At 45.8% G+C, this 12,256-nt stretch carries 12 protein-coding genes; 2 read left to right on the top strand and 10 right to left on the bottom strand.

Annotation, left to right across the window (positions count from 1 at the left end; genetic code table 11):
- Nucleotides 1–403 precede the first annotated feature (403 nt).
- Together K6Y21_RS00435 and K6Y21_RS00430 are read left to right on the top strand one after the other, a co-directional pair.
- Nucleotides 404–1,861: an aminoacyl-histidine dipeptidase gene (locus tag K6Y21_RS00435; RefSeq protein WP_233069630.1), complete on the top strand. Its 1,458-nt coding sequence runs from the start codon at nucleotides 404–406 to the stop codon at nucleotides 1,859–1,861.
- A 139-nt stretch (nucleotides 1,862–2,000) separates the two neighbouring features.
- Nucleotides 2,001–2,426, top strand: a complete 426-nt coding sequence (locus K6Y21_RS00430) for a hypothetical protein (protein ID WP_233069629.1) — start codon at nucleotides 2,001–2,003, stop codon at nucleotides 2,424–2,426.
- On the opposite strand, the gene dinB is transcribed toward K6Y21_RS00430, so the two are convergent.
- From dinB to K6Y21_RS00380, 10 genes are all read right to left on the bottom strand, one after another.
- A complete protein-coding gene (dinB, locus tag K6Y21_RS00425) occupies nucleotides 2,427–3,491 on the bottom strand; it encodes a DNA polymerase IV (protein ID WP_233069628.1) in 1,065 nt (354 codons plus the stop codon).
- Nucleotides 3,492–3,604: 113 nt separating this feature from the next.
- Nucleotides 3,605–3,829 (bottom strand): (Na+)-NQR maturation NqrM, encoded by a 225-nt coding sequence (gene nqrM, locus K6Y21_RS00420; protein ID WP_233069627.1) that lies wholly within the window; start codon nucleotides 3,827–3,829, stop codon nucleotides 3,605–3,607.
- Complete coding sequence (locus K6Y21_RS00415) at nucleotides 3,826–4,851, bottom strand: FAD:protein FMN transferase (RefSeq protein ID WP_233069626.1); 1,026 nt, start codon at nucleotides 4,849–4,851, stop codon at nucleotides 3,826–3,828. Before K6Y21_RS00415 ends, nqrM begins: the two co-directional genes overlap by 4 nt.
- Nucleotides 4,852–4,857: 6 nt before the next feature.
- Nucleotides 4,858–6,081, bottom strand: a complete 1,224-nt coding sequence (gene nqrF, locus K6Y21_RS00410; RefSeq protein ID WP_233069625.1) for an NADH:ubiquinone reductase (Na(+)-transporting) subunit F — start codon at nucleotides 6,079–6,081, stop codon at nucleotides 4,858–4,860.
- 41 nt (nucleotides 6,082–6,122) lie between these two features.
- Nucleotides 6,123–6,731, bottom strand: coding sequence for an NADH:ubiquinone reductase (Na(+)-transporting) subunit E (gene nqrE / locus K6Y21_RS00405; RefSeq protein ID WP_233069624.1), 609 nt, complete (start codon nucleotides 6,729–6,731; stop codon nucleotides 6,123–6,125).
- The gene (locus K6Y21_RS00400; RefSeq protein WP_233069623.1) at nucleotides 6,731–7,357 is read right to left on the bottom strand and encodes an NADH:ubiquinone reductase (Na(+)-transporting) subunit D; all 627 of its coding nucleotides are present in this window, start codon (nucleotides 7,355–7,357) and stop codon (nucleotides 6,731–6,733) included. Before K6Y21_RS00400 ends, nqrE begins: the two co-directional genes overlap by 1 nt.
- Complete coding sequence (locus tag K6Y21_RS00395; RefSeq protein WP_233069622.1) at nucleotides 7,350–8,129, bottom strand: Na(+)-translocating NADH-quinone reductase subunit C; 780 nt, start codon at nucleotides 8,127–8,129, stop codon at nucleotides 7,350–7,352. Before K6Y21_RS00395 ends, K6Y21_RS00400 begins: the two co-directional genes overlap by 8 nt.
- Nucleotides 8,122–9,327, bottom strand: a complete 1,206-nt coding sequence (locus K6Y21_RS00390; protein WP_233069621.1) for an NADH:ubiquinone reductase (Na(+)-transporting) subunit B — start codon at nucleotides 9,325–9,327, stop codon at nucleotides 8,122–8,124. The genes K6Y21_RS00395 and K6Y21_RS00390 overlap by 8 nt, the downstream gene beginning before the upstream one ends.
- 2 nt (nucleotides 9,328–9,329) lie before the next feature.
- The gene (locus K6Y21_RS00385; protein ID WP_233069620.1) at nucleotides 9,330–10,667 is read right to left on the bottom strand and encodes a Na(+)-translocating NADH-quinone reductase subunit A; all 1,338 of its coding nucleotides are present in this window, start codon (nucleotides 10,665–10,667) and stop codon (nucleotides 9,330–9,332) included.
- Nucleotides 10,668–11,089: 422 nt separating this feature from the next.
- Nucleotides 11,090–12,196 carry a TRAP transporter substrate-binding protein gene (locus K6Y21_RS00380; RefSeq protein WP_233069619.1) on the bottom strand — a complete coding sequence of 369 codons (1,107 nt, stop codon included), beginning with the start codon at nucleotides 12,194–12,196 and terminating at the stop codon, nucleotides 11,090–11,092.
- Between the last annotated feature and the right edge of the window lie 60 nt (nucleotides 12,197–12,256).

The raw sequence follows: 12,256 nt of genomic DNA, 5'->3' as shown, positions 1-12,256 counted from the left end.
AAGATGCATGTTTCAGAGCGCCACCGTGCTTTCAATACTAGGCACGCTAATGCAGGAATGTAGACACCTTCTAAATGAGCGTAACAGCGTAGTGGAAGTACGGTGGCGCTCCCAAAGGGCAAATTTTACAGGCGTTTATGCCGCGTTATTGATTTTGATAAGGGAACAACCATTACCTGCAATCAATGCCTTGCCTAAACGCCTGTAAATTCTTGCTGAAATCAAGCATCTCCAGGTTGATTGGGTATATAACAGGGCGTCTAATCAAGACGTCCTGTTCATTTATGCCTCAGCGCCAAATATAAACAACTAAGATTAGCCCTTTTAGTAGATGATACTTTATTCATTCTCCTACCTTACCCTATAATGGGCGCATTCTACTTGCTAACACAAAGTGATTATCATGAGCCAACTTGACCTATTGTCGCCCCAACCCTTATGGTCTTTTTTTAGCCAAATTTGCCAGATACCCCACCCGTCTAAACACGAACAAGTGCTTGCTGATTGGATCATGCACTGGGCCAAGACACAAGGTTTAGCCGTTCAACAAGACCCGATTGGCAATGTCATCATAAAAAAACCGGCTACCCCCGGCATGGAAAACAAGAAAGGCGTGATTTTACAAGCACACCTTGACATGGTGCCACAAAAAAACAATGACACTGAACATGACTTTACTCAAGACCCGATAGAAGCCTATATTGATGGCGACTGGGTCACGGCCAACAATACCACCTTAGGCGCCGATAACGGCATAGGCATGGCCTCTTGTCTTGCAGTACTGGCCAGCCAAGATATTCCCCATGGACCCATAGAGGTTTTACTGACCACGGACGAAGAGGCGGGCATGACAGGCGCATTTGGCCTTGAGCCTGGCTACTTAGACGGTGACATTCTAATCAACACGGATTCAGAAGAAGAAGGCGAAGTCTATATGGGCTGCGCTGGCGGTGTAAATGTTAACGTACACTTTCCTCTTGAACGGAGCGTGTGTCCTCATCCCTTTGGATTTGAATTAAAGGTTAGCGGCCTCAAAGGGGGCCACTCCGGCTGTGACATTCATCTTGGCCGTGGTAATGCCAATAAGATCTTGGCACGCTGCCTTTATGAATTAAGCCAACAAAGCGAATTTCAGTTGCAGTTAAGTGAGCTACAGGGCGGCAGTTTACGCAATGCCATACCACGCGAAGGCAGCGCTAAGTTTGCTATTGCCAAAGCGCAACAAGGGGCGTTTCAGGCAGCGTTTGCCAGCTTGGCAAAGCAAATACAAACCACCCTCGCTCACACCGAGCCTGATTTAAAGTTAACGTTAACTCCCGCCAACATAGAGACCATCATAGATGATGCCCAGCAAAGAAAGCTGATTAGCGCCTTACACGGCGCCGTTAACGGTGTCATTCGTATGAGTGATGAGTTTAGCGGCGTAGTAGAAACCTCAACCAACTTAGGTGTGGTCAGTTGTAATAACCAGGGTATCGATGTGCAATGCTTAGTGCGCTCAATGCACGATAGCTGTCGCGAAGATGTACAACACATGTTAGCCGCTGTGTTTCAATTGGCCGATGGTCAAGTCTCCTTTTCAGGAGCCTACCCAGGCTGGGCACCTAAAGCCGACTCCGACATGCGCGATCTAGTGCAACAAGTTTACCTGCAAGCATTCGGCAGCACACCTAAGATCATGATGATCCATGCCGGCCTTGAGTGTGGCCTATTCAAAGCGGTGTACCCTCATTGGGACATGGTTTCTATCGGTCCAACCATTAAATTTCCTCATTCACCTGATGAAAAAGTCCATATTCCCAGTGTGGAAAAATATTGGCAGCTGTTAACTAAGGTATTGGCGGCCATCCCTAACCAATGACCTTGCTGCTAGCCTTACCGCTGGGTGGCAACACCCAGCTAACCTTCTCTAAATTATCTTTAATTGAAAACCGCTTTAGCCCCTCAGTAACCTCGGCTAAAATAGTGGGGTTGAAAATCAGTTTACTTTAGGGAAAAAGATGAAAAGGATACTTCACTACCCACTGCGAATGGTCATATTAGCTTCCCTCACCTTAATGCTCCCAGCCCATGCAGAATCAAGCTGGGAAAAGGCTTGGCAAAGTACTAAGCAAGCCAGCAGTCAAGTGTGGTCAGCAACGAAAGAAACCAGTGAAGATGCATGGCAAGGAACTAAAGAGGTCTCCTCCGACGTTTGGCAAGGTACCAAAGAAGTGTCGAGTGATGTGTGGCAGACCACAACCGACGTGTCTACTGAAGTTTGGGACGGCACTAAAGATATATCCAATCAAGCATGGCAAGAGACCAGTGGCCTATTTAGTGAAGAGTCATCCGCTTCAGCCAGCTCAGACAATCAAGTTAACACCAAGGCAAAAGCCCAAGGCGATGCAGAGGTTGAAGTCATCGAATATGACTGGGGTGAGTAACTAAATCAGGTTTAATTGCTTGGCATCTAAAGCGTTATTCCCTTCACTGTTGAGCTGAGCTGATAAACCTAACAAACGTATCCCTCTGCCCTGACTTTTTGACAACAACTGAAGCAGTAATGGCTGATAACATTCCGGCTCAAGTTGAGCCACCTTTTGCTCGGCCGAGCGCAACTGAAAGTCAGCAAACTTCATTTTTACCGCCAATGATCGGATCCTGTCTTTTGCTCCTACCCGGGTTAACCTGCGCTGTAACTCTTGGTATAAATCTTTCAGGATCACCTCACACTCGGCTTGCTCAGCAATATTGTGGCTAAGGGTACGCTCAACACCAACCGACTTACGCTCTCTGCTTGTTACTACCTCACGGTTATCGATACCTTGGCTGCGCTCTAGCAGCACACGACCAAATTTACCAAACTTAGTTAAGATAACTTCCCGTGGATAAGCGTGAACGTCTTTACAGGTGTAAAGGCCAAGGGCATGTAATTTTTCTAAAGTGACCTTGCCAACACCAGGAATCTTTTCTAAAGGCAGGCTGGCCACAAAAGCATCGACTTCAGCAGGCGTCACCACACATAAGCCATTGGGCTTGTTCTCATCCGATGCCACTTTGGCAATAAACTTACAAGGCGCAACCCCAGCAGAAGCCGTGAGCCCGGTTTCCTCTTCAATGGCTCTGCGTATATCTTGAGCTATGTAGGTTGCTGAGCCAGAGAAAAGTGATGACTCACTTACATCTAAATAAGCTTCATCTAACGATAATGGCTCTATGATGTCGGTGTAGCGGTGAAAGATTTGTAACACTTGCTTTGAAACGGCCTTATACGCATCCATACGTCCGGGCAAGATGACTAATTCAGGACATAATTGCAGTGCTTTATGGATTGGCATCGCACTACGAATGCCAAACTTTCTAGCCACATAATTGCACGTTGAAAGGACACCACGGCGCGACGCTGCGCCCCCGACGGCGATAGGTAAGGAGGTGAGCGAAGGATCATCTCGCATCTCAACAGCAGCAAAAAAACAATCCATATCGACGTGAATAATTTTACGTTGCATAACCAAACCCATCAAACTGTACATAAAAACAGTATATGTATAAATAAACAATTCACAAGGTTTAGATGTAAAAAAAGGCCCAATGGGGCCTTCTATCAAGCTAGGATGCCATGCTAAATAATGCGATTATCTTCCAACATTTGGCGTCTGGCTTCTTCTTTAGCCATTTTCCTCTTGCGATTATCACAAGGATCGGGGCAATCACATTCTTTATCAATGCCGATACTGCCTAAACCGCCACAACTGCCACTGACGGCTTTCTTCTGAAAGATATAGCCTACTGACATGGCAATGATCACCAGTAAAAAAACCACAAAGGTAGCAATAAAATACGTCATTTTGCCTCCGTAAGCAGAAACGGTTCAAAGTCTTGAGTATAACGCTCAACAAAACCAGAATCTGTTTTAATTATCATATAAACGGCTAGTTTTTGTTCGCTGGCAAAATCATAGCCGAGTTTAGGTCCCATCACCATTATTGCTGTCGCTAAACCGTCGGTCACCATAGAGGATGGCCCTATCACGGTAACCGAAACCAACTTATGCTTGATTGGCATGCCCGTATTAGGATCGATCATATGGGAGAAACGTTCACCGTTTTCTTCAAAGTAATTACGGTAATTTCCTGAGGTCGCCACTGCATTATTACCCGGCACGACCACTTTTTGGATCGCTCGCTCTGTGGTAACAGGCTTTTCAACGGCAATGCGCCAAGGCAAATCCTTGTCGTTATTGCCCTTCATTCTCAGCTCACCACCGATATCAACAAGGTAATGGTGCTCACCCAAGCTTTCAATATATTCGGCCAGCACATCGACCCCATAACCTTTAGCGATGGATGATAAATCAACATAAAGTTCCGGGATCGCTTTATATAGGATCAGCCCATCAAAAGATAAATGTTCAACCCCTGTGATCGCCTTGCGCTCAGCGATTTGTTGCGCCGTTGGCAAATGCTTAGGTTTTGCATCAGGCCCAAAACCCCATAAATTAACCAAAGGGCCTAAGGTAATATCCAAGGCGCCTTGGGTTAAGTGAGCCAGTTCAATCCCTTGTTTAACAACCTTGATGGTATCAGCTGAAACCCTATGGCTTTGCTGTGCCTGATTAAACAAAGACAATTCCGACTGCGGACGATAAGTCGACATTTGGTCGTTAACCAATTCTAAGCGCTTATCTAATTCGGCCTGAAATTGGGCAACATCACTGATGCCTTCGGTAACTACTTTAACCCGATAGTAGGTGCCCATTGTCGCGCCTTCCACCACCACCATAGGTTTGGTTGGCGCATCTTGGCTGCAGCCTACAATAAAAAAGGCTAGCCCGATAAGGGCTAGCCATTGCGTTATGGATTTGAACATCAGGGATTAACCACCAAAGTCATCCAATAGGATATTCTCGTCTTCAACACCTAATTCTTTTAGCATGTTGATAACGGCTGCGTTCATCACCGGTGGACCACACATGTAGTATTCACAATCTTCCGGCGCTTCATGATCGCGCAAGTAGTTTTCAAACAATACATTGTGGATAAAGCCAGTGTAGCCATCCCAGTTATCTTCAGGTTGTGGATCACTTAATGCCACATGCCATTCAAAGTTTTCGTTTTCTGCTGCGATTGAGTCGAAATCTTCTACATAGAACATTTCACGTTTCGAACGCGCACCATACCAGAAGCTTACTTTACGCTTAGTATGTAAACGACGGAATTGGTCAAAGATATGAGAACGCATTGGCGCCATACCTGCACCACCACCGACAAATACCATTTCAGCATCGGTGTCTTTAGCAAAGAATTCACCAAATGGACCAGAAATAGTCACCTTATCACCCGCTTTCAAGCTAAAGATGTAAGACGACATCTTACCACATGGTAACTTCATGTTATTTGGTGGCGGCGTCGCGATACGTACGTTAAGCATGATGATGCCATGCTCTTCTGGGTAGTTAGCCATCGAGTAAGCGCGGATGGTTTCTTCATCGACCTTAGATTCTAAATCGAAGAAACCAAAATGTTCCCAGTCACCACGGTATTGCTCTTCAATATCGAAGTCTTTGTATTTAACGTGATGAGCGGGTGCTTCAATTTGGATGTAACCACCGGCACGGAAAGGAACCGACTCACCGTCTGGGATTTGCAACTTAAGCTCCTTAATAAAGGTCGCTTTGTTATCGTTAGAGATAACCGTACATTCCCACTTCTTAACGCCAAAAATTTCTTCTGGAAGCTCAATGTCCATGTCTTGTTTGACGTTAACTTGACAAGCCAAACGCTCACCTTCGCGCGCTTCACCTTTAGAGATGTGATCAAGTTCGGTAGGTAAAATGTCACCGCCGCCTGCTTTCACTTTTACGCGACACTGGCCACATGAGCCACCGCCACCACAAGCTGAAGAAACGAAAATACCTGAATTAGCTAATGCGCCCAGCAGTTTGCCGCCAGCGCCACAGGTGATCGCCTTTTCAGGATCACCGTTTACTGAGATTGTAATGTCGCCAGAGGCCACCAACTTCGATTTAGCAGACAAGATAATAAATACCAAGGCCAAAACGATTAAGGTGAACATGACAACGCCGAGAATAATTTCCATCGACAATTTCCTTGCTTCAGGGGCCTAAGTAGGCCCCAAAATTACAACTGAATACCAGAGAAAGACATGAAGCCTAACGCCATTAGACCTGAAGTGATGAAGGTAATACCTAAACCACGAAGACCATCTGGCACGTCTGCGTATTTCATTTTCTCACGGATACCGGCTAGGGCCACAATCGCAAGTAACCAACCAACACCACTACCTACACCGTAAACGAAAGACTCTGCGATGTTGTATTCACGTTGCACCATGAATGACACACCACCAAAGATCGCACAGTTAACCGTAATCAAAGGTAGGAAGATACCCAGAGCTTGGTATAACGCAGGGAAATACTTATCCAATACCATTTCTAGGATTTGCACTAAAGCCGCAATCACACCGATGAAAGTGATGTAACCTAAGAAGCTTAAGTCCGCTTCGCCAAGGCCTGCCCACTCAAGTGCACCGGGTGCAAGTAAGTTAAAGTAGATCACTTGGTTAACCGGAACCGAAATGGCGAGCACCACGATAACCGCAACACCTAAACCGAATGCCGTTTTCACTTTCTTTGATACAGCAAGGAAGGTACACATCCCTAGAAAGAAAGCTAACGCCATATTCTCAATGAAAATTGAGCGAATAAAAATACTTAAATAATGTTCCATTAGTCCTTCGCCTCAACCTGTTCAGGTTTGTATGTTCTGATTGCCCAGATCAATAACCCGATGATAAAGAACGCACTTGGCGGTAATAGCAATAAGCCATTACTTTGGTACCAACCACCTGCTGACGTTAATGGCATGATTTCGATACCGAAAAGTGCACCAGAGCCAAAGAACTCTCGAATACCACCGACAGCGACTAGAATGAAGCCATAACCTAGACCATTACCGATACCGTCCATAAAGCTCGCGCCTGGAGGGCTCTTCATTGCGTAAGCTTCAGCACGACCCATTACGATACAGTTGGTAATAATCAGACCAACGTAAACCGACAGCTGTTTAGACAGTTCAAATGCCACCGCCTTAAGTACTTGGTCAACCACAATTACCAATGACGCAATGATCGCCATTTGTACGATAATACGGACACTGCCTGGAATGTGATTACGAATAATCGAAATAAACAAGTTAGAAAAAGCACATACGAAGACAACCGCTAAGGTCATAACGAAAGCTGTTTCTAATTTACTGGTTACCGCTAGAGCCGAACAAACACCTAATATTTGCAATGCAATTGGGTTGTTCGAGATAATCGGCCCTGTTAGGACGCTCTTAGTATCACTAGCCATTGTTTAGCTCTCCTTTACCTAGCTTTTTCAAGTAAGCACCATAGCCTTGCGTACCTAACCAAAAATCAAAGCTATGCTGGATACCCACACCTGTCAGGGTTGCACCAGATAAACCATCTACACCGTGAACGTCACCGGCCGCTGCGCCACCTTTAACGATCTTAATGGCAGGGTTACCTTGCTCATCAAACAGTTTCTTGCCTGGCCAAAGGGCCTTCCACATAGGGTTATCAACCTCACCACCTAGACCCGGTGTTTCACCGTGTTGGTAGTAAGTAATGCCGTCAACGGTATTGCCATCAGGCTGTACCGCTACAAAGGCGTACATCATATTCCACAGACCTGCGCCACGTACAGGAACAATGACGCGCTCAAGGTCGCCAGCATCATTTTTTACTAAGTACACCAAACCTAAGTTTTCACGAGTCGAGAAACCCGCTTTCGCTTGGTCTGATGTCAGCTTAGTGCTGGTGCTAGGATCTTTAGCAGCTGCGAGGGGGTCATATTCATTCGCATTAACCGCGTTTGAGTATTCACCTGTCGCTAGATCGACAACACGGGCTTCGATGTTTTTCGCGAACACATCAGCCATTTTTTGTGAACCGACTTCTAAACCAGAAACGGCCAAAATATTTTTTTGCTTATCCAAAAGCGCATTAGCTTGCTGAGTTGGGCGTAAGCCTACAGCGGCAACCGATACGACGATAGAACAAGCAAGACAAACACCTACTACGACGGAGATAGTTTTGCCTAAGGATTCTTTACTAGCCATTGCGTGCAAGTCTCCGTTTAACGTTTGACTGAACAACCAAGTAGTCGAATAACGGGGCGAACAAGTTAGCAAATAGGATTGCTAGCATCATGCCTTCTGGGAAAGCAGGGTTAACCACACGAATCAAGACCACCATTACACCGATAAGCGCACCGTACATCCACTTACCATTATTGGTAAATGACGCCGATACTGGGTCTGTTGCCATAAACATCATACCGAACGCAAAGCCACCCATCACTAGGTGCCAGTGCCATGGCACTTCAAACATAGGGTTAGTGTCAGAGCCAATCGCATTGAACAAGAATGCGGTTACACCCATACCAATCATGACACCGGCAACAATTCGCCAAGACGCAATCTTAGTGATCATCAAGAATGCACCACCGATTAAGATGGCCAGCGTTGATACCTCACCAATAGAACCTTGCATGTTACCAACGAAAGCATCCATCCAGCTCATTTGAGTGGTCACCGCTTCCATACCACCATTAGCCGCTAAGCTAAGTGACGTTGCACCAGAGAAACCATCAACAGCAGTCCAAACTGAGTCACCTGAAATATCTGACGGGTAAGCAAAGAATAAGAATGCACGGCCAGCAAGTGCTGGGTTTAGGAAGTTACGACCGGTACCACCAAAGATTTCTTTAGCGATAACCACACCAAACGTAATACCGATGGCCACTTGCCATAAAGGAATGGACGCAGGCACGATGAGAGCAAACAGAACCGAGGTCACAAAGAAGCCTTCGTTCACTTCATGGCGACGGACCGTTGCAAATAATACTTCCCAGAAGCCACCTACGATAAAGGTAACCGCATAGATAGGCAGAAAGTACATGGCGCCAAACATCATGTTGGCAAATACACCCGCATCAGCCCCCATGGTCACGCCAAGCATTTGCAGAATAGCTACACGCCAATCATCAAATGCAGTTCCGGTGCCCGCAGCAATGGCTTCGTTTGCTTGGAAACCGACATTGTACATACCATAAAACATGGTCGGGAATGTCGCTAGCCATACGAAAATCATGATGCGTTTTAAATCAATGCCATCACGAACGTGAGAGCGACCTTTGTTTACAAAACCTGGGGTGTAAGCAAAGGTAGCGGCCGCTTCATAGAGGGCATACCACTTCTCGTGTTTTCCACCAGGCTCAAAATGAGGCTCAATATCCTCAATAAATTTTTTCAACATTGTTAGCCTTCCTTCTCTATCGTGGTCAAACAGTCACGAAGAATAGGACCAAAGTCATACTTACCTGGGCATACAAAGGTACATAGGGCAAGATCTTCTTCATCTAGCTCTAAACAACCCAGAGCCTGAGCACCGTCTAAATCACCCGCAATTAAGTCGCGTAGTAGCATGGTTGGCAAGATATCAAGCGGCATTACACGCTCGTATTGACCAATTGGCACCATAGCACGGTCACTGCCGCCCGTTGTTGTAGTGAAGTTAAACAGTTTCTTGGTAAAGCCAGAAGCAAATACGTTTGCAACAGAGAATTTATTAAAACCAGGCGCACCCCAGCCTAAAAATTCTTTTTCGCGGCCTTCTGCCAGCACCGACACTTGGTTACTGTATCGGCCTAAGTATGCTAATGGACCCGCTGCATTGGTGCCGTATAAAACAGAACCTGAGATAATACGGTTCTCGCCCGACTTCAGCTCACCTTGAGTCAGCTCAGTCAAACTCGCACCCAAGCGAGTACGCACTAGACGAGGCTGATTAACAGCAGGACCAGCAAGGGATACAATGCGATCTGTGTATAGCTCACCCGTTAGGAACAGGTGACCAAATGCAATCACGTCTTGGTAATTAATAAACCAAACTTGCTTGTTCGCGCTAACAGGTTCAAGGAAGTGAATATGAGTGCCCGGCAAACCAGCGGGATGCGGACCGGCAAAAACATGCTCTTCAACGTTTGCTGATGTTGCTTTCGGTAAGTTTGAATCACCTTTACAAACATACACTTTACCTTCGGTAAGGCGGGCAATCACAGCCAAACCATTCAAGTAAGCTTGCTCTTGTTGATTAATAATAACTGCAGCATCAGCCGCAAGTGGATTGGAATCCATCGCGGTAACAAAAATCGCTGCGGGGGTGGCGTCAATAGCAGGAACCTTATTGAAAGGTCGAGTACGAAATGCTGTCCAAGCACCTGACTCAATGAGGTTGGCCTTAACTTTATCTTGACTTAATGACGCGAGTTCAGCCGCACTGTATTTCTCAAATGAAACACTGTCATCGCCTTTGATAGCGATAACAACTGACTGAAGCACACGTTTGGCTCCACGGTTAATTTCTTCAACTACTCCGGATGCTGGCGCTGTGTATTGCACACCTTCATTCTTTTTATCAACAAAAAGAACTTGGCCTTTTTTTACACTATCACCCACCTTAACTTTCATGGTCGGGCGCATGCCAACATAGTCTTCGCCCAGGGTAGCTACCTTAGTGATGGCTTTGCCATCATGGATTACTTGCTCTGGAGCACCTTGAATCGGGAGATCCAGTCCTCTTTTTATTGTAATCATACTCACTTGCACTACTTTATCGGGAAGAAAGGGTTTGTGCCTAAAGACACTCTATTTTATTCGCTAGACACCTGATCTGACGCCAGTGATACGTTCCTTTGTAACACCCCTGCGACATGAAGATAACATCCAGCTAAATTTTCAGGCGCTGTATTCTAGCATTAAAGCGGATGAAATCGCCAAAAAAAATGCGCATTTACAGCATGCCTCCTTTAAAATTCGCGGACTGATTAACAAATCAAAACATAGGTAGAGAATTCACTTGTTACAAACAATCCGCCCTTAGTTTACAAAAATATAACTAAATGGGTAAAAAAATAGCGAGCCATTTGCCCGCTATATAAATTGATCTAAGTCAACAAAATCAAGATTTAAGCGCGATTCAATCGCCCTGACTTAGTTCGTTTTTTGCCCCTAGACCTTTATTCTTGGTCACGTAATTCTATATACGCTTTTGATGAGACTTTACTGTAGTCTTTCGCGTCATTTAAAAATGCCATGTAAGCATCGTAAACTTTTTTCATCTGCGGATCATTGGCGACCTGCTCTTGTAATACCTCATCACTTAAGGACTTCAGCTTTTGCATTACTTCAACAGGGAATTGACGCAGCTCTACGCCGTGTTCATCCACTAAGTTTTTCAATGCCTCAGCATTTTTTACCATGTATTCATCTAGCATTTCTTGGTTAGTTGCTTTTGCCGCCACTTCCACAATCATGCGTAAATCTTCCGGTAATGCTTCCAATGCTGCTTTATTAGCCATAAATTCAATAGTCGTGCCTGGCTCATGCCAACCCGGGTAGTAATAATATTTGGCAGCTTTATGTAAGCCAAACGCTAAATCATTGTATGGACCAACCCATTCCGTCGCGTCAATGGCCCCTGTTTGTAATGAAGTAAAGATTTCACCGCCCGGTAAATTCACAGGCACACCGCCTGCGCGCTTAAGCACTTCTCCGCCTAATCCCGGCAAGCGCATTTTAAGGCCTTCTAGGTCGGCAACCGTGTTGATTTCTTTATTAAACCATCCACCCATTTGAATGTCGGTATTACCGCCCGCCAGTGGGACCAGATTAAAAGGCGCGTACACTTCTTGCCAAAGCTCAAGGCCACCCCCATTATGAAGCCAAGCATTCATCTCTTGCGCCGTCATACCAAAGGGCATCGTTGAAAAGAATTGTGCTGCCGGTGACTTGCCTTTCCAGTAGTAAGCCCCTGAATGCCCCATTTGCGCGGTGCCAGCAGAAACGGCATCAAACACTTGCAATGCAGGAACTAATTCACCCGCACCATAAACCTTGATGGTTAGGCGCCCACCACTCATCACATTCACTTTTTCAGCAAAGCGCTCCGGTGCCACCCCCAGACCGGGGAAATTTTTAGGCCAAGAGGTCACTAATTTCCACTTAATCTGCTCTTGTTTTACTTGTCCTTGACTATCTGCTTTTTGCTCACCACAACCGAGCAGAGACAAGCTTGCGGCGGCAGTGATGGCAAAGGCAAACGCCATTTTGGTTAATTGTTTCATCTCTTTCTCCTGTTGTTACGGCAAATAGGCTGTCTCGACAATCGTCTTGACAACTGTCTC

The sequence above is a fragment of the Motilimonas eburnea genome, assembly GCF_021295345.1.
Classification (GTDB): domain Bacteria; phylum Pseudomonadota; class Gammaproteobacteria; order Enterobacterales; family CBDFNC01; genus Motilimonas; species Motilimonas eburnea.
The sequence above is the reverse complement of the archived record's forward strand: the minus strand, read 5'-3'. Positions and strand labels throughout refer to the sequence as shown.

What these genes read in the sequence shown, in the direction of transcription:
- nqrM (WP_233069627.1), bottom strand. Translation starts at nt 3,829, where the DNA reads ATGACGTATTTTATTGCTACCTTTGTGGTTTTTTTACTGGTGATCATT.
- K6Y21_RS00415 (WP_233069626.1), bottom strand. Translation starts at nt 4,851, where the DNA reads ATGTTCAAATCCATAACGCAATGGCTAGCCCTTATCGGGCTAGCCTTT.
- nqrF (WP_233069625.1), bottom strand. Translation starts at nt 6,081, where the DNA reads ATGGAAATTATTCTCGGCGTTGTCATGTTCACCTTAATCGTTTTGGCC.
- K6Y21_RS00435 (WP_233069630.1), top strand. Translation starts at nt 404, where the DNA reads ATGAGCCAACTTGACCTATTGTCGCCCCAACCCTTATGGTCTTTTTTT.
- dinB (WP_233069628.1), bottom strand. Translation starts at nt 3,491, where the DNA reads ATGCAACGTAAAATTATTCACGTCGATATGGATTGTTTTTTTGCTGCT.
- nqrE (WP_233069624.1), bottom strand. Translation starts at nt 6,731, where the DNA reads ATGGAACATTATTTAAGTATTTTTATTCGCTCAATTTTCATTGAGAAT.
- K6Y21_RS00385 (WP_233069620.1), bottom strand. Translation starts at nt 10,667, where the DNA reads ATGATTACAATAAAAAGAGGACTGGATCTCCCGATTCAAGGTGCTCCA.
- K6Y21_RS00380 (WP_233069619.1), bottom strand. Translation starts at nt 12,196, where the DNA reads ATGAAACAATTAACCAAAATGGCGTTTGCCTTTGCCATCACTGCCGCC.
- K6Y21_RS00430 (WP_233069629.1), top strand. Translation starts at nt 2,001, where the DNA reads ATGAAAAGGATACTTCACTACCCACTGCGAATGGTCATATTAGCTTCC.
- K6Y21_RS00390 (WP_233069621.1), bottom strand. Translation starts at nt 9,327, where the DNA reads ATGTTGAAAAAATTTATTGAGGATATTGAGCCTCATTTTGAGCCTGGT.
- K6Y21_RS00400 (WP_233069623.1), bottom strand. Translation starts at nt 7,357, where the DNA reads ATGGCTAGTGATACTAAGAGCGTCCTAACAGGGCCGATTATCTCGAAC.
- K6Y21_RS00395 (WP_233069622.1), bottom strand. Translation starts at nt 8,129, where the DNA reads ATGGCTAGTAAAGAATCCTTAGGCAAAACTATCTCCGTCGTAGTAGGT.